The 25,356-nt window shown below is 59.7% G+C and carries 29 protein-coding genes and 1 tRNA gene; 16 read left to right on the top strand and 14 right to left on the bottom strand.

Going from position 1 to position 25,356, the window contains the following annotated elements; genetic code table 11:
• The first annotated feature begins 50 nt into the window (after positions 1-50).
• The 3 genes from ACMVPR_RS16170 to ACMVPR_RS16160 all read left to right on the top strand — a co-directional run bounded on the left by ACMVPR_RS16170 (position 51) and on the right by ACMVPR_RS16160 (position 1,305).
• A complete protein-coding gene (locus ACMVPR_RS16170; RefSeq protein WP_085630564.1) occupies positions 51-266 on the top strand; it encodes a DUF2007 domain-containing protein in 216 nt (71 codons plus the stop codon).
• Positions 247-1,062, top strand: coding sequence for a tRNA1(Val) (adenine(37)-N6)-methyltransferase (locus ACMVPR_RS16165; protein WP_416883714.1), 816 nt, complete (start codon positions 247-249; stop codon positions 1,060-1,062). The genes ACMVPR_RS16170 and ACMVPR_RS16165 overlap by 20 nt, the downstream gene beginning before the upstream one ends.
• A gap of 81 nt (positions 1,063-1,143) precedes the next feature.
• Complete coding sequence (locus ACMVPR_RS16160; protein ID WP_085630368.1) at positions 1,144-1,305, top strand: YdcH family protein; 162 nt, start codon at positions 1,144-1,146, stop codon at positions 1,303-1,305.
• A gap of 33 nt (positions 1,306-1,338) precedes the next feature.
• On the opposite strand, the gene ACMVPR_RS16155 is transcribed toward ACMVPR_RS16160, so the two are convergent.
• From ACMVPR_RS16155 to ACMVPR_RS16125, 7 genes are all read right to left on the bottom strand, one after another.
• The gene (locus tag ACMVPR_RS16155; RefSeq protein ID WP_416884672.1) at positions 1,339-2,277 is read right to left on the bottom strand and encodes a transcriptional regulator GcvA; all 939 of its coding nucleotides are present in this window, start codon (positions 2,275-2,277) and stop codon (positions 1,339-1,341) included.
• Positions 2,278-2,558: 281 nt separating this feature from the next.
• Positions 2,559-3,155, bottom strand: coding sequence for an alpha/beta hydrolase (locus tag ACMVPR_RS16150; RefSeq protein WP_416883713.1), 597 nt, complete (start codon positions 3,153-3,155; stop codon positions 2,559-2,561).
• On the bottom strand, positions 3,148-4,080 hold the full coding sequence (locus tag ACMVPR_RS16145) for a VOC family protein (RefSeq protein WP_416883712.1): 933 nt from the start codon (positions 4,078-4,080) through the stop codon (positions 3,148-3,150). Before ACMVPR_RS16145 ends, ACMVPR_RS16150 begins: the two co-directional genes overlap by 8 nt.
• Before the next feature lie 103 nt (positions 4,081-4,183).
• The gene (locus ACMVPR_RS16140; RefSeq protein ID WP_416883711.1) at positions 4,184-5,047 is read right to left on the bottom strand and encodes a DMT family transporter; all 864 of its coding nucleotides are present in this window, start codon (positions 5,045-5,047) and stop codon (positions 4,184-4,186) included.
• 78 nt (positions 5,048-5,125) lie between these two features.
• On the bottom strand, positions 5,126-5,848 hold the full coding sequence (gene phbB, locus ACMVPR_RS16135) for an acetoacetyl-CoA reductase (protein ID WP_292268360.1): 723 nt from the start codon (positions 5,846-5,848) through the stop codon (positions 5,126-5,128).
• Positions 5,849-6,002: 154 nt separating this feature from the next.
• Positions 6,003-7,178 (bottom strand): acetyl-CoA C-acetyltransferase, encoded by a 1,176-nt coding sequence (locus ACMVPR_RS16130; protein ID WP_416883710.1) that lies wholly within the window; start codon positions 7,176-7,178, stop codon positions 6,003-6,005.
• 181 nt (positions 7,179-7,359) lie between these two features.
• The gene (locus ACMVPR_RS16125; RefSeq protein ID WP_416883709.1) at positions 7,360-8,187 is read right to left on the bottom strand and encodes an EAL domain-containing protein; all 828 of its coding nucleotides are present in this window, start codon (positions 8,185-8,187) and stop codon (positions 7,360-7,362) included.
• Positions 8,188-8,413: 226 nt separating this feature from the next.
• Here ACMVPR_RS16125 and rpsD point away from each other — a divergent pair, with 226 nt between their 5' ends.
• Positions 8,414-9,034 (top strand): 30S ribosomal protein S4, encoded by a 621-nt coding sequence (rpsD, locus tag ACMVPR_RS16120; RefSeq protein WP_292268356.1) that lies wholly within the window; start codon positions 8,414-8,416, stop codon positions 9,032-9,034.
• Positions 9,035-9,197: 163 nt separating this feature from the next.
• Here the strand turns inward: rpsD and ACMVPR_RS16115 are convergent, their stop codons facing one another.
• Positions 9,198-9,413 (bottom strand): DUF1127 domain-containing protein, encoded by a 216-nt coding sequence (locus tag ACMVPR_RS16115; RefSeq protein ID WP_416883708.1) that lies wholly within the window; start codon positions 9,411-9,413, stop codon positions 9,198-9,200.
• A gap of 218 nt (positions 9,414-9,631) precedes the next feature.
• On the opposite strand from ACMVPR_RS16115, the gene ACMVPR_RS16110 reads away from it, so the two are divergent.
• Entirely contained in the window at positions 9,632-10,957 is a 1,326-nt protein-coding gene (locus tag ACMVPR_RS16110) for an NAD(P)-dependent oxidoreductase (RefSeq protein ID WP_416883707.1), read from the top strand.
• Positions 10,958-10,973: 16 nt separating this feature from the next.
• Positions 10,974-12,281 (top strand): NAD-dependent dihydropyrimidine dehydrogenase subunit PreA, encoded by a 1,308-nt coding sequence (gene preA / locus ACMVPR_RS16105; protein ID WP_416883706.1) that lies wholly within the window; start codon positions 10,974-10,976, stop codon positions 12,279-12,281.
• A 170-nt stretch (positions 12,282-12,451) separates the two neighbouring features.
• Here preA and ACMVPR_RS16100 read toward each other — a convergent pair whose 3' ends face one another.
• Both ACMVPR_RS16100 and ACMVPR_RS16095 read right to left on the bottom strand, forming a co-directional pair.
• Positions 12,452-12,694, bottom strand: a complete 243-nt coding sequence (locus ACMVPR_RS16100) for a hypothetical protein (RefSeq protein ID WP_292306242.1) — start codon at positions 12,692-12,694, stop codon at positions 12,452-12,454.
• A 44-nt stretch (positions 12,695-12,738) separates the two neighbouring features.
• Complete coding sequence (locus tag ACMVPR_RS16095; RefSeq protein WP_416883705.1) at positions 12,739-13,353, bottom strand: TetR family transcriptional regulator C-terminal domain-containing protein; 615 nt, start codon at positions 13,351-13,353, stop codon at positions 12,739-12,741.
• A 189-nt stretch (positions 13,354-13,542) separates the two neighbouring features.
• On the opposite strand from ACMVPR_RS16095, the gene ACMVPR_RS16090 reads away from it, so the two are divergent.
• The 6 genes from ACMVPR_RS16090 (at position 13,543) to ACMVPR_RS16065 (ending at position 19,955) form a co-directional block, all read left to right on the top strand.
• Positions 13,543-14,793, top strand: coding sequence for a Zn-dependent hydrolase (locus ACMVPR_RS16090; RefSeq protein WP_416883704.1), 1,251 nt, complete (start codon positions 13,543-13,545; stop codon positions 14,791-14,793).
• 83 nt (positions 14,794-14,876) lie between these two features.
• The gene (gene hydA / locus ACMVPR_RS16085; protein WP_416883703.1) at positions 14,877-16,331 is read left to right on the top strand and encodes a dihydropyrimidinase; all 1,455 of its coding nucleotides are present in this window, start codon (positions 14,877-14,879) and stop codon (positions 16,329-16,331) included.
• A gap of 38 nt (positions 16,332-16,369) precedes the next feature.
• Positions 16,370-17,152: an ABC transporter ATP-binding protein gene (locus ACMVPR_RS16080; RefSeq protein WP_292268344.1), complete on the top strand. Its 783-nt coding sequence runs from the start codon at positions 16,370-16,372 to the stop codon at positions 17,150-17,152.
• 6 nt (positions 17,153-17,158) lie between these two features.
• A complete protein-coding gene (locus ACMVPR_RS16075; protein WP_416883702.1) occupies positions 17,159-18,091 on the top strand; it encodes an ABC transporter permease in 933 nt (310 codons plus the stop codon).
• Positions 18,088-18,939: an ABC transporter permease gene (locus ACMVPR_RS16070; protein WP_416883701.1), complete on the top strand. Its 852-nt coding sequence runs from the start codon at positions 18,088-18,090 to the stop codon at positions 18,937-18,939. Before ACMVPR_RS16075 ends, ACMVPR_RS16070 begins: the two co-directional genes overlap by 4 nt.
• 29 nt (positions 18,940-18,968) lie before the next feature.
• A complete protein-coding gene (locus tag ACMVPR_RS16065) occupies positions 18,969-19,955 on the top strand; it encodes an ABC transporter substrate-binding protein (protein WP_416883700.1) in 987 nt (328 codons plus the stop codon).
• 50 nt (positions 19,956-20,005) lie between these two features.
• On the opposite strand, the gene ACMVPR_RS16060 is transcribed toward ACMVPR_RS16065, so the two are convergent.
• Positions 20,006-21,028 carry a LacI family DNA-binding transcriptional regulator gene (locus ACMVPR_RS16060; RefSeq protein ID WP_416883699.1) on the bottom strand — a complete coding sequence of 341 codons (1,023 nt, stop codon included), beginning with the start codon at positions 21,026-21,028 and terminating at the stop codon, positions 20,006-20,008.
• Positions 21,029-21,158: 130 nt separating this feature from the next.
• On the opposite strand from ACMVPR_RS16060, the gene ACMVPR_RS16055 reads away from it, so the two are divergent.
• A tRNA-Arg gene (locus tag ACMVPR_RS16055) sits at positions 21,159-21,235 on the top strand.
• A 15-nt stretch (positions 21,236-21,250) separates the two neighbouring features.
• Here ACMVPR_RS16055 and ACMVPR_RS16050 read toward each other — a convergent pair.
• From ACMVPR_RS16050 to ACMVPR_RS16040, 3 genes are read right to left on the bottom strand one after another with little or no spacing between them, the layout of a single operon-like run.
• Positions 21,251-21,850 carry a MotE family protein gene (locus ACMVPR_RS16050; RefSeq protein WP_416883698.1) on the bottom strand — a complete coding sequence of 200 codons (600 nt, stop codon included), beginning with the start codon at positions 21,848-21,850 and terminating at the stop codon, positions 21,251-21,253.
• The gene (locus tag ACMVPR_RS16045) at positions 21,847-22,206 is read right to left on the bottom strand and encodes a hypothetical protein (RefSeq protein WP_416883697.1); all 360 of its coding nucleotides are present in this window, start codon (positions 22,204-22,206) and stop codon (positions 21,847-21,849) included. Before ACMVPR_RS16045 ends, ACMVPR_RS16050 begins: the two co-directional genes overlap by 4 nt.
• Positions 22,207-22,215: 9 nt before the next feature.
• Positions 22,216-22,713, bottom strand: a complete 498-nt coding sequence (locus ACMVPR_RS16040; RefSeq protein ID WP_416883696.1) for a flagellar basal body-associated FliL family protein — start codon at positions 22,711-22,713, stop codon at positions 22,216-22,218.
• A 122-nt stretch (positions 22,714-22,835) separates the two neighbouring features.
• Here ACMVPR_RS16040 and fliF point away from each other — a divergent pair, with 122 nt between their 5' ends.
• Genes fliF through ACMVPR_RS16025 form a run of 3 tightly spaced genes read left to right on the top strand, consistent with a single transcriptional unit; the run spans position 22,836 to position 25,328 of the window.
• On the top strand, positions 22,836-24,440 hold the full coding sequence (gene fliF / locus ACMVPR_RS16035) for a flagellar basal-body MS-ring/collar protein FliF (RefSeq protein ID WP_416883695.1): 1,605 nt from the start codon (positions 22,836-22,838) through the stop codon (positions 24,438-24,440).
• Positions 24,437-25,039: an ABC transporter ATP-binding protein gene (locus ACMVPR_RS16030; RefSeq protein ID WP_416883694.1), complete on the top strand. Its 603-nt coding sequence runs from the start codon at positions 24,437-24,439 to the stop codon at positions 25,037-25,039. Before fliF ends, ACMVPR_RS16030 begins: the two co-directional genes overlap by 4 nt.
• On the top strand, positions 25,032-25,328 hold the full coding sequence (locus ACMVPR_RS16025) for a FliM/FliN family flagellar motor switch protein (protein ID WP_416883693.1): 297 nt from the start codon (positions 25,032-25,034) through the stop codon (positions 25,326-25,328). Before ACMVPR_RS16030 ends, ACMVPR_RS16025 begins: the two co-directional genes overlap by 8 nt.
• The last annotated feature ends 28 nt before the right edge of the window (positions 25,329-25,356 follow it).

Genomic DNA, 25,356 nt, shown 5'->3' with positions numbered 1-25,356 from the left:
TCCTTCAGGAAGGCTCGACAAAGCGGGCCCGGTGTTCCTACATCATGGTCATGGAAGAGCTTTTGCGCACCAATGACATCACACTGATACCGCTCGCCCGAGCCGTTCTTGAGGACGAGGGTATAGACAGCTTTGAATTGGACGTAAACATGAGCATCCTCGAAGGCTCCATCGGCATTTTGCCACGCCGCCTCATGGTCCGAAGCGACGAACTTGACGACGCAAGGCGTGTCTTGCGCGAATACGGTGTCAAGTTTGAGGACTGACCCCTTTGCGGGGGACGAGTTGACCCGCGACGATTTTCTGGGCGGAGCGGTTCGTTTGTGGCAGCCAAAGGACGGATATCGCGCGGGCGTCGATCCGGTTCTGCTTGCGGCCTCGATCCCGGCGGAAACCGGGGACAGCGTGCTTGAGTTGGGTTGTGGCGGTGGCGCTGCGCTGGCCTGTCTGGCCAAGCGCGTGCCGGGAATCCTTTGCACCGGGGTGGAAATGCAACCGGCCTATGCCGCTTTGGCGCAACGCAATCTGGACGACAACGGTTTGGCCGGGTCCGTGCACTGTGCTGACCTGTCCAATCTGCCGCCTGCCGTCAAATCGCAGCGTTTCGACCACGTCATCGCCAACCCCCCCTATTTCGAGGATTTCCGCGCAGTTAAGGCACGGTCGCAGGAACGGGCGGTTTCGCGGTCGGGCGCCCTGCCTCTGGAAAAATGGGTGAGCGTCGCGTCGAAACGGCTCAAGCCCGGTGGTGTCGCAACCTTCATCCAGCGGGCGGACCGTCTGCCCGAACTCATGAGCGCGTTTTTCGCCTGCTTGGGCGCGCTTGAGCTTTGGCCGATCCATCCGCGCAGCACACGTCCCGCACGTCTTGTCCTGTTGCGCGGTCGCAAGGAGCGGCGTTCGGCGTTCGTTTCTCACCCGCCGCTCGTGCTGCATCGCGGCGAACGCCACGAGAGAGATGCCGATTCGTATACAGAGCTGGTATCGAAAGTATTGCGATCCGCGCAGGCCTTGCCGTTTCCGGTTCAAAACCGCCGTGTAATGCGTCGCAGTCAGCCATAATTCACCAACCATGCGGGTGCAGCGTGACAGAATTGTAAAACTGTGATCGACTGAAGATCCAATCAGTCACAGGAGGACTTCATGAGCTTGACTTCACATCTTCAGGAACTGAAGCGGAAGCACCAAACCCTGTCTGAAGAGGTCGAACAGGCCCAACGCGCCCCAGGAACGGATGACCTGATGATCGCGTCGCTTAAAAAGCAGAAACTCCGACTAAAAGAAGAAATCGAACGACTTTCCTAAAACCTACAAGCCCGGGTCTCCCCCCGGGCTTTTTCATATCTGATCGACCGGGATCAGCTGCTTCTCTGGCAGTTGCGCCACCAAAGCCCCTATCTTTTTGTCGAGCCAATCAGAAAACGCCGCGACCTGCGGTTTCTTTTCGTGTCCCAACGGGCAGACAAAGCGGAAATGCGCGTCCGTCGACAAGGCTATGTCGAAGGGTGCCACCAGCTGCCCGTCGTTCAATGCCCCGGCAGCGAGGGTGCTGCGGGCCATGACAACGCCACCCCCCGACAGCGCTGCATCCACAGCGTGATCGGCATGGCTGAAATGCGATCCCGTCAGCTTTGGCGGGGTGATCCCGTTTGCCCGGAACCATTGTGCCCAGTCCGCGCGGGGCCGCAGGAAATCGACGCTGTCGTCAAAGATCAGCGGTGCGCTGCATAGTTTTTCCGGTGTGTCGTACAGCTTGGCCATCGCAGGTGTCATCATCGGTGCAAACCAGTCTCGCATCAGCACGCGGGAATAGAGCCCTTCATCCGGGCCATACCCAAACCGGATCGCGGCATCTACGTCGTCGCGGACAAAATCGACCAATCGCAAGCTTGCCGAAAATCGCAGGTCGATATCCGGGTGGGCTTGCGCAAATTCAAAAAGGCGCGGCGCAAGCACCTTGGCGGTGAACGCGGGACCCGCGGTCACTGTCAGAATGTTCGATTGCGCCTGTCTGCGGGCCGATCGCCATGCCGCAAGGATCAGGTCGAACCCGTCTCGCACGCCTGATTGTAACGCCACGCCTTCGGGCGTGAGCTCGACCGCACGGTTCAAACGTCGGAACACCGGTGCGCCCAAATGTTCCTCAAGCGACTTGATCTGAAAGGACAGCGCAGCAGGGGTCACATGCAATTCCGCAGCGGCCTGCGCAAACGACATGTGGCGCGCGGCGGCCTCAAAGGCGCGCAAAGCGGTCAAAGGGGGCAGGCGGTCGCTCATGTTCACATAAGTATATCTTAACTGAAGCGGTGAAAAGTCTCGTTTGTCTCCAACTTACATAGCCTGCATATAAGGGACAGTTAAATTCTGCAAATGTGAGGAAAGACAAATGATCGAATATGCCAAAGACGCCCGCCACCGCGACGCCATCCGCGCAGCCCACGAAGCCCGTGGTGACATGATGCGCAGCCTTTTGAAGGCCTTGTTCCGCTGATGGTCAAAAAGCTGAAGCTGGAAAACAGAACGCCCCCGCACCATGATTGGCCGGGGGCGTTTTTCGTTCAGAGCATGTTGGCCTGTATGGCGGCCAGTTCGGATTGCACCAATTCATGCCCGCCGGGGTGCCAGTGTTCTGTGACATCAGCACCTTGCGCACGCAGGTAATCGGTCAGGGATCGGGTCAACGGTGCCGGGCAGATCGGATCGCGTTCACCTGCCGTGATCAGCCAGCGTGTTGCCGCCAGGCCGGTCTGCGGGGCGGGGGTCCACGGGATCAGCGGGTGCATGGCGATCACATCGGTGAACAGATCAGGGTCCTCGAACGCCACCGCCGCCGCGATGTTCGCGCCATTCGAATAGCCAAGGGCGATCACCCGCGCAGCGCCCGTTTCGGCGATCCTGGATCGGACGAATCCGGCCATGGCCGACCGCCGCTTGGACAGATCGTCCATGTCATAGACACCTTCGCCCGTACGTCGGAAATAGCGGTTCATCCCGTGTTCCGACACGTCACCGCGCGGGGATACGACATGTGCCCCCGGCCAAAGCTGTTCCGCCAACCCGTGAAACTGGGTTTCGTCCCCACCTGTGCCATGGAAGGTGAACACCAAGGGCGCGCCGGGCGTGCCCTTGGTTTCGCGTGTCACGTAGTCAGTCAACGATCGGCTCCAAGTACTTTTCTTCCAGAACCTTGCGCAGATGCTCGTGCTGTGTCGGCAGCTTCAGCGCCTCACCCAAATGTGCCGTATCCTCGTCACGGTCAAAGCCTGGCTCGTTGGTCGCCACTTCGAACAGCACCCCGCCCGGCGTGCGGAAGTAGATCGCGTAGAAGTAGTCGCGGTCGATCACCGGGGTCACCTGGTAGCCGGTGTCCATCAGTGCCTTGCGCACTTCGAGCTGCTTTTCCCGGTTGTCCACGGAAAACGCGATGTGGTGCACCGAACCTGCCCCCTGGTCCGCGCCGGGCGCGTTCACCTGCGTGATGTCGATCACATTGGCCTCATTGCCACCGGGCACGTGGAAGCGCGTGACGTTTTCCTGCCGATCCAGCTCCTCGTAGCCCATGTATTTCAGCAGTTCGGCACTGGCCGCCGCATCCCGCAAACGCATGTCTGCACTGTGAAAGCCACGGATGGCCGCATCGGCGGGCACACCATTGTTGGTCCACGGATCGCGCGCATCGTCCTCGGTTTCCACCAACACAAACCCGTCACCATCCGGCCCGTCAAAGCGCAGACGGTTTTCGCCAAATGTGGCCTCGGTCTGCATGTTCTTCACATCAAACGTCGCCAGCCGCTCCTGCCAGTAGGGCAGGCTGCCCTTGGGAACGGCAAAGCCGGTGATCCCCACCTCACCCGTACCGGGCCGACCGCGCCGTGCGTTCGGGAATGGGAAATAGGTCATCACGGTGCCGGGCGTCCCTGCCTCGTCGCCGTAATAGAGGTGGTAGACTTCGGGCGCATCGAAATTGACCGTCTTCTTGATCCGGCGCAGGCCCAGTGTCTTGGTGAAGAAATCGTTATTCGATTGTGCCCCACTTGCGATCGAGGTCACGTGATGCAGTCCGTTGATCTGGTTGATCATGTCAGGTCTCCCAAAAATCCAAATCTGTTCTTGGCGATCTATCTAACTCTAACTTTGCGCACATAAAGACACGTAAGCGCGCCATTTTTGTGCATATCCGCACCTAGGCCCGGCGCGAGGCGAGCGCCGCGATGCCTGCGCCGACAGTGATCAGCACGGCTGCCGCCACCAATTGCCAAGAGGCTTGGGCAAATCCTGCAACGATCAGAACAAGGGTCGACAAGAGCGGCGCGGCATAGCTTGCCACGCCCAAAAGCTGAATGTCACCGCGTTTTACGCCGATATCCCAAACGTAGAACGCCAGTCCCACGGGACCAAGCCCAAGGGCCAGCACCGACACCCAGCCGAACGTGCTCTGGGGCCAAACGGTCGTTTCAAACGCCAGATGCGCAGGCACAGACAGGATCGCGGTCAGCACGCAGAACACCGCGACCGCTTCCGTCGGCGTGGTGCCAAGGCGGCGCGACAAAACCGAATAGCTGCTCCATGTCAGCGCGCAGAACCCTGCAAGGATCAGGCCCGGCGTGGCCGATGCCTCAAAGCTGAAGCCATTGCGCAGAACGATCAGCGCCGCGCCGGCGAAAGACACCAGAGCGCCGATGATATGCCCCGCGCGCAAACGTTCCCCCGGCAAGAGCCCGGAAAACAAGACGATGAACAGCGGCCAGAGATACGCGATCAACCCGGCCTCGGCGGGCGGTGCCAGCCGCAATGCAGAGTAATAAAGCGCGTGATAGCCGAACAAGCCCGCCGTCCCGAACGCGTAGACGGTCCACGGCACCAAGCGCAGCACCGACAGCCGACCCCGCAGCAACACCCACACAACGCCCACCGCGCCGCCGATGGCAAAGGTCAATGCGTTGAGCAGAAAGGGCGGAACCGGAGCCGACCCTGCGGTGAACAGCGCCAGAAGCGCCCAAAGCAGGACGGCGACAAATCCGATGGCTGTGGCGGTGGTGCGGGTCATGCCCCCCGCTAATCCGCGCCGCAGAAAAAGAAAAGGCCCGCGCAACAGGCGGGCCTTTCCAGAAACTGACAGCAAGGCTCAGACGAAGAATTGCGCCCCGTTGGCCGAGATGGTCGAGCCGTTGATGAAGCCCGACTGCTCGGAGGCAAGGAACACCACGCAGCGCGCGATTTCCTCGGGCTCGCCCAGACGGCCTGCCGGAATGCCCGCGACGATCTTCTGGCGCACCTCTTCGGGGATCGCCATGACCATTTCGGTGGCGATATAGCCCGGGCAGATCGCGTTTGCGGTGATGCCCGCGCGCGCGCCTTCCTGCGCCAGCGACTTGACGATGCCCAGATCGCCCGCCTTGGTCGCGGCATAGTTCACCTGACCGAACTGGCCTTTCTGACCATTGATCGACGAAATGACGATCACGCGGCCGAACTTGCGCTCGCGCATGCCGGGCCAGACGGGGTGCACGGTGTTGAACACGCCGGTCAGGTTGGTGTCGATCACCTCTTTCCACGCCTCGGGGGTCATCTTGTGGAACGGCGCGTCACGGGTGATGCCTGCGTTGGCGACAACAATGTCAATCGGGCCCAGATCGGCTTCGACCTGTGCAATGCCAGCCTTGGACGACTCGTAGTCGGCCACGTTCCATTTGTAGGTCTTGATGCCGGTTTCAGCAGTGAAGGCCGCAGCCTTCTCGTCGTTGCCTGCATAGGTGGCTGCGACGTCATAGCCTTCGGCCTTGAGCGCTTTGGAAATGGCTTCGCCGATGCCGCGGCTGCCGCCGGTGACGAGTGCTACACGTGCCATGGTTGTCTCCTCTTGGGTGTTCTGGCTTGGTAAGGTTGTTATAGAATTGATAACTCTAGCGCAACATTATTGCGCAGTGATATCTGTTGATGGCGCGCAGCCACGAAAAAGGGGCGCTCGCGGCGCCCCTGATATCCGTGCAAGCCGCGAAGGGTTATCCGCGCTCCACGCAGAGCGCGACGCCCATTCCGCCACCGATGCAGAGGGTGGCAAGACCTTTCTTGGCATCCCGGCGCTGCATTTCGAACAGCAGCGTGTTCAGAACACGGGCACCGGACGCGCCGATCGGGTGACCGATGGCGATCGCGCCACCGTTGACGTTCACGATGGCCGGATCCCAGCCCATGTCCTTGTTCACCGCGCAGGCCTGCGCCGCGAAGGCTTCGTTCGCTTCGACAAGGTCCAGATCGCCAACCGACCAGCCCGCCTTTTCCAGCGCCTTGCGCGAGGCGTGGATCGGGCCGACGCCCATGATCGCGGGGTCAAGACCGGCTGTCGCGTAAGACGCGATGCGGGCCATCGGGGTGATGCCGCGCTTGGCTGCGTTTTCTTCGCTCATCAGCAGAACGCCCGCAGCACCGTCATTGAGACCAGATGCGTTTGCTGCTGTGACCGACCCGTCCTTGGTGAAGGCAGGGCGCAGTTTCTGCATGCTTTCAAGGGTTGCGCCGTGGCGGATGTATTCGTCCTTGTCGACCACGATGTCGCCCTTGCGGGTCTTGATGGTGAACGCGATCACCTCGTCATCGAACTTGCCGGCTTTCTGGGCTGCTTCGGCCTTGTTCTGGCTGGCCAGCGCGAATTCGTCCTGCTGTTCGCGGCTGATCTGCCACTTCTCGGCGACGTTTTCGGCGGTCTGGCCCATGTGATAGCCGTTGAACGCGTCCCAAAGGCCATCACGGATCATCGTGTCGATATAGCTGACATCACCCATCTTGTGACCGGCGCGCAGATGCGCGGCATGGGGGGACAGCGTCATGTTTTCCTGACCACCGGCGCAGACCACGTCCGCATCACCCAGCATGATGTGCTGCGCACCCAGTGCGACGGCACGGAGGCCCGAGCCACAGACCTGGTTGATGCCCCAGGCCGCGCTTTCCTGCGGCAGACCGGCATTGATATGCGCCTGGCGCGCCGGGTTCTGGCCCTGAGCGGCGGTCAGAACCTGACCAAGAATGGTCTCTGACACGGCCTCTTTCTCGATCCCGGCCCGTTCGACCAGTGCGGTCAGAACGGCAGCGCCCAGATCATGTGCGGGTGTGTTTGCAAAAGAACCGCCGAACGAGCCAACGGCTGTCCGAGCGGCGGATGCGATAACGACGTTGGTCATATGTCCCTCCACCAAAGTCATGGTCCAGAAGTGATTCCGTAGAGAGTATCGCGTAATTGCGCCTACAGCCCCAGACCCATTCACGCGCCCTCCTAAAGGAATGGTGGACGCTCGCATACCGGACAGGGTGTCTCAGGCCCAGTATGCATGGCGGGGTTGACCTTACGTCATGGCGACAAAGTCAGTGCATCACCTGCTTGCCGTCGATGGGTCGCCAAGGCGGATCAACTGTCGGAGCGCCGAAATAGTAACCCTGAAGGAAATCGACGCCCAGTTGACCCAGCATATGCGCATCGGGCGCGGATTCGACGAATTCGGCCACGGTGAACATATCGAATTGCTGCGCGATGGCGATCACCGCGCGGGTCAGGACCTGATTGTCCGGATCGGTTGCAATGCCGCGAATGAACTGTCCGTCGATCTTGAGGATGTCGAACTGGAATTCCCGCAAATACCTGAGCGCTGTATAGCCTGCTCCGAAATCATCGAGTGCGAAACTGATCCCGAGCTTTTGCAGATCGCGCATGGCCTGGACCACAAGTTCGGGGACAAGCATCGCCGAGGCCTCTGTTATTTCGAGGATCAGGCGTTGCGCGACCGACGGATCCCGTGAAAGGCCCCGTTCGAGCACCTTTCGCCATTTCGGATAGCCGATGGATCGCGCCGACAGATTGATGGCTAGTCGGATGCCCGGTGTCTGCGTCAGGGTCCGCAACCCATGCTCCAACGCCAGACAATCCAAAAGCCGACCGGTTTCCCGTTCTTCGATGGCGTCGATGAATTGACCGGCGGGGATGATGCGCCCGGTTGGGTCGGTGACGCGGATCAGCCCTTCGTAGAACGCGGCCTGCCCCTGTTCCTGCGCTTGCACCACGGGTTGAAAGGCCAATCGAACCTCCCGATGATGTACGGCGTCTTCGACAATCTGCAGGATGTTCTGATCGCGGTTATGGACAGCCATATCCAGCGGTGATGGTCCAAGTGTTCTGCGCGTGGACTTGTACGGCATGGATACCCCTTCTGATTGGTGCGGGGAGCTTCCGCCAAAGACCTTAAACAACACTTAAGACAACTGCCGAATTCCCATGTTGACTCTGTCACCCGCCGCCGTATAAGCGCGGCTTCATTGGTGTTGGTGGCCCCCGCAAGGGGATGCCTGTCATGGATTTCGATCCAAGAGGACAACGCCCTTCATAGTCGCCCTTCGGGGCGTCGTTCCAAGAAGGAGATCAGTCGTGACAAAACGCACGTCTGCCAAGTACAAAATTGACCGCCGGATGGGTGAAAACATCTGGGGTCGTCCGAAATCCCCCGTCAACCGTCGTGAATACGGCCCCGGTCAGCACGGTCAGCGCCGTAAGGGCAAGATGTCTGACTTCGGTCTGCAGCTTCGTGCCAAGCAGAAGCTCAAGGGCTATTACGGCGATCTGACGGAAAAGCAGTTCCGCCGCATCTATGCCGAAGCAGAGCGTATGCGCGGTGACACCGGTGAACAGCTGATCGGCCTGCTCGAGCGCCGTCTGGACGCGGTTGTCTATCGCGCCAAGTTCGTCGCGACGATCTTTGCTGCACGTCAGTTCGTCAACCATGGCCACGTGACCGTCAACGGTCAGCGCGTCAACATCCCGTCCTACCGCGTGAAGGAAGGCGACGTAATCGAGGTTCGCGACAAGTCCAAGCAGATCGCGGTTGTCCTCGAAGCGACCCAACTGGCAGAGCGTGACGTGCCCGACTACATCGAGGCCGATCACTCCAAGATGAAAGCAACGTTCGTCCGCACCCCGGGTCTCAGCGATGTGCCGTACCCGGTGATGATGGAACCGAACCTCGTCATCGAATACTACGCTCAGAACTGATCCGGGCAGGCGTACGGTCCATCCGTACGCCTCAGACCAGCGATCCGTACGTTTCAAAGCCGTCCCCTGGGGACGGCTTTTTTGCATGCGGGCATCGGAAAAAGAAAAAGGCCGCGCGATCTGCGCAGCCTTTTTTCCCAATCAGGTCTCGCAAAGAGCCAGATTACATCCAGTACAGATCCCGGAAGACGTAACGCACGATGTCATCGCGACGAATGCCCTTGGCCGCCAGGGCCTCGTCGGACATTGCCTGAAGCCGTTCGACTTCACGGATCCGCGAATTCGCTTCCACAACCTGGCTCATACCGCGAGTCAGGCCATCGAGCAGACTGGAAAAGAAACCCGGCTTTTGGCCGTGGTAGGACTGTGTCAGCGCCATGATATGCCTCTGCAATGCTCAAAGTTTACTCATGACGATCTAAGTCGTTGAAATCGCGCTGAGTAGCTCTGCTTTGGAATACCCGCCACGTCTAAAATGCATATCGCCGCAGTGCAGCATCAGGCAAAAAGCGCGGGTTTGAAAATTTTACCAGTTGATAAAATTTTTGACCCGTGAGAGCGTTTGACAAAAGAACAAGCTGACCTCGGAGTGTGAAGATGGACCCCAGAGCTTTGAAAGAAGGGATTGTTTCGGGCCGATTGGACGCCGATGCGCTCAGCGCCGGATTTGCCGATCTGCACGCGCCCCTCACTGATCACGAGGCCTTGGTGGCCGCGGATCGCTGCTATTTCTGCCATGATGCGCCCTGCATCACGGCCTGCCCGACCGATATCGACATCCCTCTTTTCATCCGTCAGATCGCCACCGGCACCCCCGAGGCGGCGGCCAAGACGATTCTGACGCAGAACATCATGGGCGGCATGTGCGCCCGGGTCTGCCCCACCGAAACGCTATGCGAACAGGCTTGTGTGCGTGAAAAAGCCGAAGGTGAGCCGGTTCAGATCGGCCGCTTGCAGCGCTACGCCACGGACACGCTGATGGCGCAGGGGGTTCATCCTTTCTCCCGGGCGGCCTCGACCGGCAAACGTATTGCCGTCGTCGGGGCCGGTCCGGCAGGATTGTCCTGCGCTCACAGGCTGGCGATGCACGGGCATGATGTGGTTGTGTTCGATGCGCGCCCCAAAGCGGGTGGTCTGAACGAATACGGCATCGCCGCCTACAAGAGCACTGAGGATTTTGCCGCACGCGAGGTCGACTGGCTGCTTCAGATCGGTGGCATCGAGATTCGCAACAACATGGCGCTGGGCCGCGATGTGACGATGGCTGATTTGCAGAGCGAGTATGACGCGGTGTTCCTTGGCATGGGTCTGGGCGGTGTGAATGCATTGACCGCCCCCGGAGCGGACAAGGAGGGGGTTCTGGATGCCGTGGATTTCATCGCTGACCTGCGTCAGACCACGGACTTGGGCAGCCTGCCGGTGGGTCGGGATGTTGTGGTCATCGGTGGCGGTATGACAGCGGTTGATGCTGCGGTGCAATCCAAGTTGCTTGGTGCCTTGAACGTTACGATTGTCTATCGTCGCGGTCGAGACCGTATGAATGCCAGCGTCTGGGAACAGGAACTGGCCGCCGCCAAAGGTGTGCGGATCATCACCAATGCCTCGCCCGTTGCCGTACATGGGAATGGTGCCGTGCGGGAGATCGAGTTCGAGTTCACAGACGACGATTTGAACCCGACCGAGCAAACCTTCCGCCTCGCCGCAGATCAGGTTTTCAAGGCGATCGGTCAGACATTGACCGGCGATGACCTCCCCGATCTCGACGGGCGCAAGATTGCCGTCACCGGACCTGGCCGCACCTCGGTCAAAGGAGTCTGGGCGGGCGGAGACTGTGCCGCCGGAGGTGAAGACCTGACCGTGACGGCGGTCGCCGAAGGGCGCGATGCCGCCGAAGACATCCACGCCGCGCTGATGCGCGCCTGATCCGGGAGGATTGAGAATGGCTGACCTGACTACAGACTTCGTGGGCATCAAAAGCCCGAACCCGTTCTGGCTCGCCTCTGCGCCACCGACGGACAAGGAATACAACGTCCGCCGCGCTTTTGAAGCGGGGTGGGGCGGCGTCGTCTGGAAGACCTTGGGTGAGGCTGGCCCGCCCATCGTGAACGTCAATGGCCCGCGTTATGGCGCGATCTGGGGCGCAGATCGACGTTTGCTTGGCCTAAACAATATCGAGCTGATCACCGACCGGCCTTTGGAAGTGAACCTGCGCGAGATCAAGGCGGTCAAGCGGGACTACCCCGACCGTGCGATGGTGGTCTCATTGATGGTGCCTTGCGTTGAAGAGGCGTGGAAAGCCATCCTACCGCTGGTGGAAGAGACCGGGGCAGACGGTGTCGAACTGAACTTCGGGTGCCCACATGGCATGTCCGAGCGCGGCATGGGCAGCGCTGTTGGGCAGGTGCCTGAATATATCGAGATGGTCACGCGCTGGGTGAAACAGAACACCCGGATGCCCTGTATCGTCAAACTGACGCCGAACATCACCGACATCCGCAAACCCGCGATGGCCGCCCATGCGGGTGGGGCCGATGCCGTGAGCCTGATCAACACGATCAACTCCATCACCTCGGTCGATCTGGACCTGTTCGCGCCAGAGCCGACGATTGACGGCAAAGGCGCACATGGCGGCTACTGTGGGCCGGCCGTGAAGCCCATCGCGCTGAACATGGTGGCCGAGATCGCGCGGACACCAGAGATGCGCGGTCTGCCGATTTCGGGCATTGGCGGTGTGACCACTTGGAAAGATGCCGCCGAATTCATGGCGCTGGGCGCGGGCAATGTTCAGGTCTGCACCGCTGCGATGACCTATGGGTTCAAGATCGTTCAGGAGATGATTTCGGGGCTATCGCAATACCTTGACGAAAAGGGTCTGGACTCAACCGCCGACCTGGTTGGACGCGCCGTGCCGAATATCAGCGATTGGCAAAACCTGAACCTCAATTACGTCACCAAGGCGCGGATCAATCAGGATTTGTGTATTTCGTGCGGGCGGTGTTTCGCCGCGTGCGAAGACACCTCGCACCAGGCGATTGCCATGTCCGAGGACCGGGTGTTTACCGTCAAGGATGACGAATGTGTCGCCTGCAATCTGTGTGTGAATGTCTGTCCGGTAGAGGATTGCATCACGATGGAAGAGCTGGCGGCAGGTGCCGTCGACGAACGGACGGGGCGTCTGGTCGCGGCGGAGCATGGGGATTGGACCACGCATCCGAACAATCCGGCAGTCCGGCAGGCGGCGGAGTAGAGTGAGAGCTTTTTTTCGCATGCGCTTAACAGAATTTTATGGGGTGGCGTGAGAATCTTCGTACGAAGATTCTCGAACGCTCCCATAAAATTCTGGAGTTCTGGGCGAACGCCGAGCCGACTGTCAGCGGCCCGACCAGTCCCCGGTCGTGACGGTCGACTGATCCGCCTTCAACCGATGCGTGTGATTGGTTGGGAATGGCACACGATCAGATAATCCGTGCCAACATCGAAAAGTTGAAACCCACGCGCCTGTACTTCGGCCCGAAGAAGGCTCAACCCGACCTCCCGATGGATCGCGCCTTTCTTGCGACGCACGACACCTTTGCGCCGAACCGCATCGGCGCTGAACAATTGGTCTCTCCATGCCGGGTTGTAGGCTGTGGGCGACTCGAAGGGCGTGTTCATCAACATGCCGCAAGTGTCTGCCAAGTATGCTTAACTTTAGGTAAACGCCGCTATGGCGTCAGCACCTTCCGAAACATCATCTCGACGAATTGGTCCGCGCCGCGTGCCCGTTTGTCATCCCCCGGCAACAGAACTGCGATTTGTGCTTCGAAATCGGCATAGTGCTGGGTCACGGCCCAGATCGAAAAGATCAGATGGGCCGGGTGCATCTCGGCGATTTTGCCATCCTTCATCCATTTCGTGATGATGCCACACTGCTTGTCAAAGAGCGGTTTCAGTGTGCTTTCCAGATGCGGCAACATTCGCGGTGCGCCTTGGACGATCTCATTAGCAAAGAGGCGGGATTCGCGTGGATAGAGACGATTCATCTCCATTTTCCGGCGGATGTAGTCGAGGATTTCCTCAAGCGGGTCGCCATCCGGGTTCATCGCGCCGAGCGGGCTCAGCCATTCTTCCATTAGGGTGTTCAGAAGGTCGATATGGATCGCTTCCTTGCTGTCGTAGTAATAGATCAGGTTGGGTTTGTGCATCCCGCAGGCGTCCGCGATCTGATCGAGCGTGGTGCCGCGAAACCCATGCGTTGCGAAAAGCCCAAGGGCGGCGTCGCGGATGCGTTGGCGGTTTTCGGTCTGGATCCGGCTTGGCTTTCGGGCGGGTGTACTCACAGGCGATCTCTCTCATGCATCTTTTACAGGCACGGCCTCCGAATTCGGGGCTGTGCAAACCAACTCGTTCAAGAACATACCTTGACAGCTTGGGGGCGCGTTGCAATCGTAACTTTACCAAATGGTAAAAAACTTGCGGGTGGCGATCTGTCGTGACGCAAGAGGCACCAGCGGCGAGGGGAACAAGACATGGCAGCACCCGGGGAGAACCTGCGGATCAATGGCGACCGGCTGTGGGACAGTCTCATGGAAATGGCGAAGATCGGTCCGGGCGTAGCGGGTGGCAACAACCGTCAGACCCTGACCGATGAAGACGCCGAAGGCCGTGCGCTGTTCCAGAAGTGGTGCGAGGACGCAGGCTGCACGATGGGTCTCGATGAAATCGGCAACATGTTTGCGCGGCGCGAGGGCACGGACCCGGACGCGCTGCCGGTCTATGTGGGATCGCATCTCGACACGCAGCCGACGGGTGGCAAGTACGATGGTGTGCTGGGTGTTTTGGGGGGACTTGAGGTGATCCGGTCGCTCAATGATCTGGGAATCAAGACCAAACATCCCATCGTCGTCACCAACTGGACCAATGAGGAAGGCACGCGCTTTGCCCCGGCGATGCTGGCCTCGGGCGTCTTCGCAGGCAAACATGACCTGCAATGGGCCTATGACCGCGTGGATGCCAAGGGCAAGAGCTTTGGCGATGAATTGGAGCGGATCGGCTGGAAGGGCCCCGAAAAGGTCGGGGACCGCAAGATGCACGCCTTCTTCGAGCTGCATATCGAACAGGGTCCGATCCTCGAAGCGGAGGGCAAGGATATTGGTGTTGTCACCCACGGGCAGGGTCTGCGCTGGATCGAATGTACGGTGACAGGCAAGGAAAGCCACACCGGGTCGACGCCGATGCATATGCGCAAGAATGCAGGACGCGGTTTGGCGTTGATCACCGAGCTGGTGCATGAGATTGCCATGAAGAACCAGCCGAATGCGGTGGGGGCGATCGGGCATATCGACGTCTACCCTAACAGCCGGAATATCATTCCGGGCAAGGTTGTGTTCACGGTCGACATGCGGACGCATCTTCTGGACAAGCTGAACGCCATGGTCGACGAATTCATGGAGCGCGCGCCGAAGATTTGCGCAGAGATCGGTGTCGAGTTCGATTGCCACATCGTTGGCCAGTTCGATCCTCCCGCTTTTGACGAAGCCTGTGTGAGCGCCATCCGGGACGCCGCAGAACGGCTGGGATACAGCCATATGGATATCGTGTCGGGCGCGGGACATGACGCCTGCTGGATCAACGATGTCGCGCCGACAGCGATGGTGATGTGCCCGTGCGTCGACGGGCTGTCACACAACGAGGCGGAAGAAATTTCCAAGGAATGGGCGGCTGCCGGCACGGATGTGCTTTTTCATGCAGTTGTCGAGACGGCGGAAATCGTCAGCTAGCAGGGGGCGCTGCCCCCGTCGCGCGATGCGCGACTCCCCGAAGTATTTTTGAACCAGAGAAGATCAGGACCACGGAGTACACCATGACCACAGTCATCAAGAACGGAACGGTTGTCACAGCGGACCTGACCTATGAGGCGGATGTTCTCATTGAGAACGGGGTGATCACCGCGATTGGGCCGAACCTGAAGGGCGACACCGAACTGGACGCCACCGGATGCTATGTCATGCCCGGTGGGATCGATCCGCATACGCATCTCGAGATGCCGTTCATGGGCACCTATTCCAGCGACAATTTCGAAAGCGGGACGCGGGCTGCGCTGTCGGGGGGCACCACGATGGTGGTGGACTTTGTGCTGCCCGGTCAGGGTCAGGGACTCGTCGATGCGATGAAGGGCTGGCACAACAAGTCGACGATGGCCAATTGCGACTACTCGTTCCACATGGCGGTGACGTGGTGGGGGGAACAGGTTTTCAACGAGATGCCGACTGTGATCAACGATCACGGCATCAACACGTTCAAGCATTTCATGGCCTATAAAGGCGCGCTCATGGTCAATGACGATGAGCTGTTTGCGTCTTTCAACCGCCTCGCGGAACTGGGCGGGATCGCGATGGTCCATGCCGAGAACGGCGATGTGGTGGCGGAACTGACGGCAAAGCTTCTGGCTGAAGGAAATACCGGGCCGGAGGGGCACGCGTTTTCGCGGCCGAGCCAGGTTGAAGGCGAAGCGACCAACCGCGCCATCATGATTGCGGATATGGCAGGTGTGCCGCTTTACGTCGTGCACACCTCTTGCGAGGAAGCGCATGAGGCAATCCGCCGGGCCAAGATGCAGGGCAAGCGCGTCTGGGGTGAGCCGCTGATCCAGCATTTGACGCTGGATGAGAGCGAATACTTCCATGCCGATTGGGATCATGCCGCGCGGCGCGTGATGTCGCCGCCCTTCCGCAACAAGCAGCATCAGGACAGCCTTTGGGCGGGTCTACAATCGGGCACGCTGTCGGTGGTGGCAACCGACCATTGCGCCTTCACGACGGAACAGAAGCGCTATGGCGTGGGCGATTTTTCGAAGATTCCCAACGGCACGGGTGGCCTTGAAGACAGGATGCCGATGCTCTGGACCCATGGCGTGGCGACCGGGCGGCTGACGCCGAACGAGTTTGTTGCCGTGACTTCGACCAATATCGCCAAGATCCTGAACTGCTATCCCAAGAAAGGGGCGGTTCTGGTGGGTGCGGATGCCGACCTGGTGGTCTGGGATCCGGAGAAGGAAAAGACGATTTCCGCCAGCACGCAGCAATCGGCCATCGACTACAACGTCTTTGAAGGACACCATGTCAAAGGTCTGCCACGGTTTACGCTAACGCGTGGCCATGTGGCGATCCACGATGGCGAAGTGCGGACGCAGGAAGGCCATGGTCAGTTCGTCAAACGGCCGGGCAATGGCACGGTAAACCGGGCACTTTCGACGTGGAAGGAATTGACCGCACCGCGCCCAGTACAGCGGACTGGGATTCCGGCGACGGGTGTTTGATGCAAGACCAAGCCAAGGCTCCGGTCGTTGACCGGAGTATGACCAAACCTGTGATTTCGGCACGATCGCTTGACCTCACATTCCAGACCAATGACGGGCCGGTGCACGCGCTCTCCAGTGTCGATCTCGATATCGGCAAAGGCGAGTTCGTCAGCTTTATCGGGCCGTCGGGCTGCGGAAAGACCACCTTTCTGCGGTGTATTGCGGCGCTTGAGACGCCGACAGGCGGGACGCTGACGGTCAACGGCATGACGCCAGACGAGGCGCGGCGGGCGCGGGCCTATGGCTATGTGTTTCAGGCGGCGGGGCTTTATCCGTGGCGCACGATCGAAAAGAACATCGCGCTGCCTTTGGAGATCATGGGGTATTCGAAGGCCGAGCAGGACGAGCGGATCGCGCGGGTGCTCGACCTCGTGGAGCTTTCGAATTTCGGCAAGAAATATCCCTGGCAATTGTCCGGCGGGATGCAGCAACGCGCGTCGATTGCGCGGGCACTGGCGTTCGACGCCGACATTCTGCTGATGGACGAGCCATTCGGGGCGCTGGACGAGATCGTGCGCGATCACCTGAATGAACAGCTTTTGGAGCTTTGGGCGCGGACGGAAAAGACCATCGGGTTCGTGACCCATTCGATCCCCGAAGCGGTGTATTTGTCGACCAAGATCGTCGTGATGTCGCCGCGTCCGGGACGGATCACTGATGTGATTGACAGCCCCCTGCCCAAGGAACGCCCGCTCGACATTCGTGACACGCCGGAGTTTCTGGCGATTGCCCATCGGGTGCGCGAGGGGCTGAGGGCGGGGCATGCCTATGATGATTGACGCATCATGAGGAGCCTGCTGCCCATTCTCACGGTTCTCGCCGCGATTGCTGCATTGTGGTATGCGGCGGTTGCGCCGATGAACATTCGCGGCGCGCTGGACGTCGCCGAACGGGCTGGCGCAGAGGTTGTCCCGGCTGAATCGCGCGCTCGGTTTGATACGTCGATCTGGCAACTCATGGTCGACAACGCAGAGCATATCGGCCTTGGCTACAATTTGGAGCGGCCGCGCCTGCCGACTCCGGTTCAGGTCGGTACGGAGCTTTGGAAAACCACCGGTGAGATGGCGTTGAACGGCAGGCCCATGTCGAAACGGTCGCTCATCTATCACGGGTGGATCACGTTGCAATCGACGCTCTGGGGGTTTGCGCTTGGCACCGTACTGGGAATGGCGGGGGCGATTGCCATCGTCTACAGCCGGGTGGTGGACATGAGCCTGATGCCTTGGGCGATCATCAGCCAGACGATACCCATCGTGGCGCTGGCGCCGATGATCATCGTGCTGTCCAGCCAGGTCGGGATCGAAGGGCGCACTGTACCGAAGGCGATCATTTCGGCCTATCTGTGTTACTTCCCGGTGCTTGTCGGGATGGTCAAAGGGCTACGGTCGCCGGGGGCGGCGCAGCTTGATCTGTTGAAGACCTATTCCGCGTCCGGCTTGCAGGCGTTCCTGAAACTGCGGCTGCCCGCATCGATGCCGTATCTCTTCACCTCGCTGAAGATCGGGATCGCGGCGGCTTTGGTGGGGACCATCGTGGGTGAATTGCCGACCGGGGCCATTTCCGGGCTGGGCGCGCGTATCCTGATCGGGGACCAGTTCGGCACGCCGCTGGCCATCTGGGCAGCGCTTTTTGCAGCGGCGATCCTTGCGGGCGTATTGGTGACGCTGCTGGATCTGATGCAGCGCGTAACGCTTAGGCGGATGGGGATGCAGGCATGAGTTGGCTGGTCTTCGCGCTGGTGTTCTGGATCGGGGCCTGGGCGCTAAACACTTGGCTTGCCAATTCGCCATGGCGCGCGTTGCTTGTGGTGCGGGTGCTGATCCCGGTTCTGTTTGGCGTGACACTTATTGTGCTCTGGGAAGGGATCGTGCGCGGCTTTGGCGTGTCGCCGGTGATCTTGCCGGCCCCGTCGACTGTGGCGCAGACCTTTGCGGCCTCGACAGATATCCTGTGGGAGGATTTCCAGCAGACCGTTCTGAAAGGTGCGCTGTCCGGTTTTGTCATGGGCGTTCTCGCAGCGTTTGCCACGGCGATCCTGATCGACCGGTCGTCGTTCCTGACCCAAGGTCTCTTGCCCATCGGCAATTTCGTCGCTGCCCTTCCCATCGTCGGGATCGCGCCCATTCTGGTCAGCTGGTTCGGGTTCGACTGGCATTCCAAAGCGGCTGTAGTCGTGGTGATGGCGTTCTTCCCGATCCTTGTGAACACGGTGCAGGGCTTGCGCGAAACGGATGCGATGCAGCGCGATCTTATGCGCACCTACGCTGCGAGTTATTTCGACACTCTGCTCAAGCTGCGCCTGCCTGCGGCACTTCCTTTTGTGTTCAACGGGCTGAAGATCGCAACGACACTTGCATTGATCGGCGCAATCGTTGCTGAGTATTTCGGATCACCCACGCGCGGGATGGGGTTCCGAATTTCAACCGGGGTCGGCAGCCTGTCGATCGACCTCGTCTGGGCTGAAATCGCGGTGTCGGCGATGGCAGGAACCGCGTTCTACGGGCTGGTGGCCTGGGTCGAAAAACGCGTGACGTTCTGGCACCCGTCGCATCGCGGACATGGATGAACAACAAACCAAAACACGGAGGTACTACCATGAAGACGAAACTACTTGGCGCCTTGGCAGCCATCGGACTGGCTGCCCCGGCCTGGGCGGCGGACGATGTCACGCTGCAACTCAAGTGGGTCACGCAAGCCCAGTTCGCGGGCTATTATGTGGCGCTGGAAAACGGCTTTTACGAAGAGGCCGATCTGGACGTCACGATCAAACCGGGTGGACCGGACATCGCGCCGACGCAGGTGATTGCCGGTGGCGGTGCCGATGTGACTGTCGAATGGATGCCCGCCGCATTGGCTGCCCGCGAAAAGGGTCTTCCGCTGGTGAACATCGCGCAGCCGTTCAAAAGCTCTGGCATGATGCTCACCTGCTGGAAGGATGCCGGGATCGCAACGCCGGAGGATCTCAAGAACCGCACTCTGGGTGTCTGGTTCTTCGGTAATGAATTCCCGTTCATGTCGTGGATGAGCTCGATGGGCATTTCCACCGACGGCAAGAGCGAGAACGGTGTCGAGGTTCTCAAGCAGGGCTTCAACGTGGACCCGCTGCTGCAGCGTCAGGCCGACTGCATTTCGACCATGACCTATAACGAATACTGGCAGGTGATCGACGCGGGCGTGAGCCCGGACGACCTTGTCACCTTCAAGTATGAAGATCAGGGTGTGGCAACGCTTGAAGACGGTCTTTACGTTCTGGAAGACCGGCTGTCCGATCCTGCATTCGTCGACAAGATGCAGCGCTTTGTTGCGGCGTCGATGAAGGGCTGGAAATGGGCCGAGGAAAACCCCGATGAGGCCGCGATGATCGTTCTCGAATATGACGAGACGGGCGCTCAGACCGAAACACATCAGAAGCGGATGATGGGTGAAGTGGCCAAGCTGACTGCAGGCTCGAACGGTACATTGGACCCTGCCGATTACCAGCGCACGGTCGATACGCTGTTGGCCGGTGGCTCTGATCCGGTGATCACCGCCGATCCGGGTGAGGGCGCATGGACACACGCGATTTCCGATGTCCTGAATTGATATTGCGTGACATCGTTTGACACGGGAAGGGGCCTTTATGGCCCCTTCTTTTATCGCCTCAGCGTGTCGCCGTAGCTGATCTTGGGTGTCAATTCGACGACCTTGGGGGTGTCCGCGTCAGGTGAATTCACCCGCTCCGAGATGATCTCGGCCGCTTTGCGTCCGATTTCGCTGCGGCACGCATCCATCGTCGCCAGCTGCCGGGGGAGGCCGTCCAGCAATTCGACCCCGTTGAATCCGGCCAGACCGATCTGGTTGGGTATATCGATGCCCTTTTCCAGCAACGACAGCAGGCCGCCCGCAGCGATCATATCGTTGGAATAGTAGAGGAAATCCAGTTCAGGATCGCGCTTGAGCATGGCTTCGGTCATTTCCCGCCCCTTCGCGAGCGCAGATCCCCCGGAATAGAATTCCTGATCCGCAACTTCGACCCCACCTTTCGCAAGCGCGCCGGTAAACCCTTCGAACCTTTTGCGAGCGCGGTGATCGAGCGGCATCTTGGTGCCAAGGAACCCGATCCGCTGGTAGCCAGCTTTCAGGATCGCCTCCGCCATCTTGCGGCCCGCGCGACGGTGCGAAATACCGACCATCGCGTCAATCGGCGTGCCATCGACATCCATGATCTCGACCACGGGAATCCCGGATGCCTTGAGCATGGCACGCGAGGCATCTGTGTGTTCGAGCCCAGCAATGATCACGCCGGAGGGGCGCCATGACAGCATTTCGTAAAGGACGCGTTCTTCCTTTTCGGGCAGGTAGTCCGTCACGCCGACCACCGGTTGCAGTTCGGTTTCCTCGAGAACCGCACTGATCCCGGACATGACTTCGGGAAACACCATGTTCCGAAGGCTGGGAATGATCACCGCGACAAGGTTGACACGCTGGCTGGCCAAGGCTCCCGCGATCTTGTTCGGCACATAACCGAGGGACTTTGCGGCCGTCAGAACGCGTTCGCGCGTCGCGGTCGAAACATCACCGCGATTGCGCAGGACACGGCTGACTGTCATTTCGGAAACGCCGGACGCTTCTGAAACGTCGCGCAGCGTAAGAGGGCGGGTATCGTCACTGGCCAAGGGCGTCATCCTGTTCTGTCATCTTGATGTTACCGCAATCTCTTGCGCACCAGCAAGCGATTGCGGTCCTTGTGAAAAAATGACTCGAGGGATGACAAGCCCGGATAGGATCAGTATGCCTGTGGCGCGTGGTCCCGTGGCTCAACTGGATAGAGCAGCCCCCTCCTAAGGGGCAGGTTGCAGGTTCGAATCCTGCCGGGATCACCAGCCCGATAGAAGGCTTTAATCAAGCGGGATGTCCGCGTTGCGGCCGGCCAGTTCGACGCTGATTTCGTATGCCTTTTCGGGGGTCATGCCCGCCATGATACGTGCCGCGTTGTCTGACGCCATTCGGCCAAGGAATCCTGCGGCAAAGGTCGATTCCATCTGTTCGAAGAGGGCGGCCGCCTGTTTCGGCTTCATGCTGGCATAGACTGCGGTGAGTTGAGACAGATCGTTTTCTGCCGCGGTGGCGGCAAGTGAAATCGTCTCACGCAGGTTTTTTTCCGCCTGTTCCAGCTTGGCCAATTCGGCATCGATGGCGTCTTCGGCGGCTGAAAGAATGACCTCGCGTTCCGCAATTTCGGCTTCGCGCTGGATCAAGAAGGCCTCGCGTTCCTTGATCGCGTTCAACGCTGCCGTCAGGTTGTCAGGCCGGGCGAGATCGGGAGATCGCACTTGCAGAGACTCCGCCGGCGTGTCTTCGGCCGTGCCTTCGCTTGCGACGACCTGACCGGCCTCAGTTGCCAGTCTCACCCCAGCGGATAACAGAAGAAGAGTCCCGATGATCGCCAAAGTGCCTTTGCGCGAAGGGTTGCCATGCCGCTTCGGACCTCGGGTCATCCTGTACCTCCGGCGTGGCGCGCAAAGACCGGGCCGGAAGGTACGGCAGGTGGATCGGCTCTTGGGGCAATGGGTGGCAAATCGTGCATGGAGGCAACCATCAGCTCCAGCCTCTTGGCAGCGTCTTCGGCCCGCCGCGTAAGATCATCGAGACTGTCGGTCGAATGGCTTGCGGTTTTCTGCGCCGATTCCAAAACAGATTGCAGATCGGTCACTTGTGCAGAAAGCACGGCAACAGCGGCACCGACCCCGTTTTCAAGATCCGTGAAGCGGGTCAAACGGCGCGACAGGACAAAGCAATAGAGCCCGGCACCAAGCGCACCGGCCATCAAAAGGATATCAGCCACCAATTCCATGATCGCTCCTCAGTTCAGGATGAATTCAGTCACAAGCAGGCTGTTTGCCTTGCCGAGGCCGACAACCACGACGATGCGGCGGAACATCTGCAACCGGATTTTGAACAGGGCACCTGGCCCTTCGATGTCTTCTGCGGTCAGCGCGCGCAGATACCCGTTCAGAACGTCCTGGATACGCGGCATGAGAAATTCGACATCGCCCTGATACTCTGTCGGGACCTCGATCTTTGCAGAGAATCGGAGATGTTCGTTCTGCGCGCCGGGCGGGAGCGTGACAATCATGGTCGGAATTTCGACAAAGGCGACATTGGGTAAAGCCGCGGGACTGACCTTGTTTTCCACCTCAACCGTCGTGGCCTTGCCAAGAGGGAGCAGCCCGCTGGACAAGGCAAAATACCCCAAGGCCGCCCCTGCAACGCACAGCAGCACAGACAGAATCAGCCCGATCTTCGACGATTTCTTCTCGTCTTTGTCTGTGTTGGTTTGTGTCGCTTCAGCCAGTGCCATATGCATTCCGCCCCAAAGTTCATGGGCTTGTTTTAGCGGGCAGGCACTAACCGATTGTTAACACGAACGCGCAATAACGGACCCATCGAAGAAGCAGAATGTTTTGGGTTCGGAGGATATCGGTGCAGCAACTTTTGCCAGTCTGGCGAAGTCTTTCAAACGTGCGCAAGGCGATCGTGATCGGATCGACCATCGCGGTTTTTCTTGCGATTCTCGGCATGTCGCGGCTCGTGAACCAGCCGCGCATGACGCTTCTGTATTCCGGGCTTGATCCCGCTGCCGCCGGGGAGGTGATCCAGTCGTTGCAGCAGATGGGTGTCCCGTTCGAAGTGCAGGGCACGTCGATTCTTGTTGCGGCGGAGAACCGCGATCAATTGCGACTGACCCTTGCGACCGAAGGGTTACCGGCATCGTCCGGTCAGGGATACGAGCTTCTGGACAGGCTCTCGGGCTTCGGCACCACATCCCAGATGTTCGACGCGGCCTATCTGCGTGCCAAGGAAGGTGAATTGGCACGGACCATCGTGTCGTCCCCGGATATCGTCTCTGCACGGGTCCATATCGCCACAGGAAGCGACAATCCCTTCCGCCGCGACCTTGCGCCAAGTGCCTCGGTTCACGTGACGGCGCGATCGGGTGGGATCGACGGGTCGCAGGCGAAGGCTATCCGGCATCTGGTGGCGTCTGCTGTCGCCGGATTGGTCCCGGCGGAAGTGGCGTTGATCGATTCACAAATGGGGTTGCTGTCGGACGACAGCGACATGACCAACCCTGCGCGAGATCAGGATCGGAGCGACTTGCTCAGGGATCGGGTCGTGCGACTGGTCGAAGCACGGGTCGGGCGGGGCAATGCTGTGGTCGAAGTGAGTATCGATTCGATCACCGAAACCGAATCCATCACCGAGCGCCGTTTTGATCCCAGCAGCCGTTTCGTCATCAGTTCGGACAGCGAGGAACGGTCGGATCAATCGGAAAACACAGGTTCCGGGGCGGTGACGGTGGCGTCCAACCTGCCTGATGGGGACGCTGGCGGATCGGACACGGAAACCCGTCAGACCGCCGAAACCCGCGAACGGCTGAACTACGAAGTGTCCCAGACAACGCGCGAAATCGTAAAGGTCCCCGGCGCAATCAAGCGTCTGACCGTGGCGGTCATGGTAAACGGCACCTTGCAGACCGATGCGCAAGGCAACACGACCTTTGTTCCAGTGCCGGAAGAGGAACTGGCTGCTCTGCGCGATCTCGTCGCTTCCGCAGTCGGGTTCGACGAGGCGCGCGGCGATGTGATCACGCTCAAATCGCTGTCCTTCGAACCATTGCAAACAGTTGGTTCTTTGCCTTCGGAACCCGGCTTGTTCGCGGGCCAAATCGACGCGATGCGGCTTCTTCAGATTGCGGTGCTCGCCGTGGTCGCGCTCATTCTGGGTGTCTTTGTCATTAGGCCCCTGTTGATGCCCGGCCGACGGGTGGCGGCTCTGCCAGCCTTGTTAAACGGAAGCGCTGCGACTGCAGTGGCAGATGACCTTCCCGTGTTGAACGGCATCATCGAACCCGACACCGGTGATGCAGGTCTGCCCGCTTTGCCCGAGGGTCGTCAACAGCCCGGTGTGCTGAACTCCGAAGATGCGGTCGCCCGGTTGAAGACCCTGATCGAGGAACGTCGAAGCGAGACGGTCGAAGTTCTTCGAAGCTGGCTTGATGAGCCGAAGCCGGAGGATGCGCGATGACCTCTCTTGCTGCATATCTCGAAGACTTTGGCGCCCCGCTGTCCGAGGTGAACGGATACGCTGTCTCGGACGAGGTTCTGGAAACGGAACGGCTCGAATCTTTTGACAAGGGATATCGCGCCGGATGGGATGACGCGATCAAGGCAAAGATTGACGAGGGTACACAGCAGGCTGATGCGGTGGTTCAGGCGCTTCAGGACTTCTCATTCACCTATCACGAAGTTCACGCACAGCTTCTGTCGAACCTGAGCCCGCTGCTTGATGAGATCCTGCAAAAGATCCTGCCATCTCTCGCTCGCGAAACGTTGGGGGCGCATGTCGTCGATCAACTCTCCCAGATCGCGCGGGATATCGGAACGGTGCAGGTCGAGATTGCCGTGGCGCCGGGTGCTGGTGAACGGGTTTCGCAATTGGTTAACAACGCTGCATCCAGCCTGCCGATTTCTGTGATCGAAACCGACGACGTACCAGAGGGTCGCGCAGACATGCGTCTGGGTCGCAAGGAGCTGTCTGTCGATCTTTCGGAGGTAACCGCCCAGATCACCGAGGCCGTTCGTTCCGTTTTTTACGACCAAAAGGAAATACGCGCCCATGGATAACCTCAGCCAGAACGCCGATATCCGCAAAACGAAAGCCGCATTCACCCACGTCCCGATCGAGATCATGGTTTCTGTAGGCCGCGCACGACCTTTGGTGCGGGATCTCCTGCAACTCGAGGAAGGGTCGGTTCTGCTGCTCGACAAGCGGGTGGAAGACTTGGTGGAGCTTTACGTTGGGGATCGGCTTATTGGAATGGGCGTGCTCGAGATCGCTGAGACTGGAGAACAACAGGGGCAGCTTTGCGTACGCCTGATCGATGTGAACGATCTTGGTCCCGCTGGCGCGTGATCCGTGAAACGCATAGGCCTCTACAGTG

Source organism: Marivita sp., from assembly GCF_048006345.1.
GTDB lineage: Bacteria > Pseudomonadota > Alphaproteobacteria > Rhodobacterales > Rhodobacteraceae > Marivita.
The sequence above is the reverse complement of the archived record's forward strand: the minus strand, read 5'-3'. Positions and strand labels throughout refer to the sequence as shown.

Excerpts from the sequence above, each read along its gene's own strand:
- ACMVPR_RS16160 (WP_085630368.1), top strand. The coding sequence starts at position 1,144 with ATGAGCTTGACTTCACATCTTCAGGAACTGAAGCGGAAGCACCAAACC.
- ACMVPR_RS16140 (WP_416883711.1), bottom strand. The coding sequence starts at position 5,047 with ATGACCCGCACCACCGCCACAGCCATCGGATTTGTCGCCGTCCTGCTT.
- ACMVPR_RS16155 (WP_416884672.1), bottom strand. The coding sequence starts at position 2,277 with ATGAGCGACCGCCTGCCCCCTTTGACCGCTTTGCGCGCCTTTGAGGCC.
- ACMVPR_RS16100 (WP_292306242.1), bottom strand. The coding sequence starts at position 12,694 with ATGTTGATGAACACGCCCTTCGAGTCGCCCACAGCCTACAACCCGGCA.
- ACMVPR_RS16125 (WP_416883709.1), bottom strand. The coding sequence starts at position 8,187 with ATGCCGTACAAGTCCACGCGCAGAACACTTGGACCATCACCGCTGGAT.
- ACMVPR_RS16170 (WP_085630564.1), top strand. The coding sequence starts at position 51 with ATGGAAGAGCTTTTGCGCACCAATGACATCACACTGATACCGCTCGCC.
- phbB (WP_292268360.1), bottom strand. The coding sequence starts at position 5,848 with ATGGCACGTGTAGCACTCGTCACCGGCGGCAGCCGCGGCATCGGCGAA.
- ACMVPR_RS16065 (WP_416883700.1), top strand. The coding sequence starts at position 18,969 with ATGAAGACGAAACTACTTGGCGCCTTGGCAGCCATCGGACTGGCTGCC.
- ACMVPR_RS16080 (WP_292268344.1), top strand. The coding sequence starts at position 16,370 with ATGACCAAACCTGTGATTTCGGCACGATCGCTTGACCTCACATTCCAG.
- ACMVPR_RS16115 (WP_416883708.1), bottom strand. The coding sequence starts at position 9,413 with ATGGCGCTGACACAGTCCTACCACGGCCAAAAGCCGGGTTTCTTTTCC.
- ACMVPR_RS16145 (WP_416883712.1), bottom strand. The coding sequence starts at position 4,080 with ATGATCAACCAGATCAACGGACTGCATCACGTGACCTCGATCGCAAGT.
- ACMVPR_RS16025 (WP_416883693.1), top strand. The coding sequence starts at position 25,032 with ATGGATAACCTCAGCCAGAACGCCGATATCCGCAAAACGAAAGCCGCA.
- hydA (WP_416883703.1), top strand. The coding sequence starts at position 14,877 with ATGACCACAGTCATCAAGAACGGAACGGTTGTCACAGCGGACCTGACC.
- ACMVPR_RS16070 (WP_416883701.1), top strand. The coding sequence starts at position 18,088 with ATGAGTTGGCTGGTCTTCGCGCTGGTGTTCTGGATCGGGGCCTGGGCG.
- preA (WP_416883706.1), top strand. The coding sequence starts at position 10,974 with ATGGCTGACCTGACTACAGACTTCGTGGGCATCAAAAGCCCGAACCCG.
- ACMVPR_RS16090 (WP_416883704.1), top strand. The coding sequence starts at position 13,543 with ATGGCAGCACCCGGGGAGAACCTGCGGATCAATGGCGACCGGCTGTGG.
- ACMVPR_RS16130 (WP_416883710.1), bottom strand. The coding sequence starts at position 7,178 with ATGACCAACGTCGTTATCGCATCCGCCGCTCGGACAGCCGTTGGCTCG.
- ACMVPR_RS16030 (WP_416883694.1), top strand. The coding sequence starts at position 24,437 with ATGACCTCTCTTGCTGCATATCTCGAAGACTTTGGCGCCCCGCTGTCC.
- ACMVPR_RS16075 (WP_416883702.1), top strand. The coding sequence starts at position 17,159 with ATGAGGAGCCTGCTGCCCATTCTCACGGTTCTCGCCGCGATTGCTGCA.
- ACMVPR_RS16110 (WP_416883707.1), top strand. The coding sequence starts at position 9,632 with ATGGACCCCAGAGCTTTGAAAGAAGGGATTGTTTCGGGCCGATTGGAC.
- ACMVPR_RS16045 (WP_416883697.1), bottom strand. The coding sequence starts at position 22,206 with ATGGAATTGGTGGCTGATATCCTTTTGATGGCCGGTGCGCTTGGTGCC.
- ACMVPR_RS16050 (WP_416883698.1), bottom strand. The coding sequence starts at position 21,850 with ATGACCCGAGGTCCGAAGCGGCATGGCAACCCTTCGCGCAAAGGCACT.
- ACMVPR_RS16040 (WP_416883696.1), bottom strand. The coding sequence starts at position 22,713 with ATGGCACTGGCTGAAGCGACACAAACCAACACAGACAAAGACGAGAAG.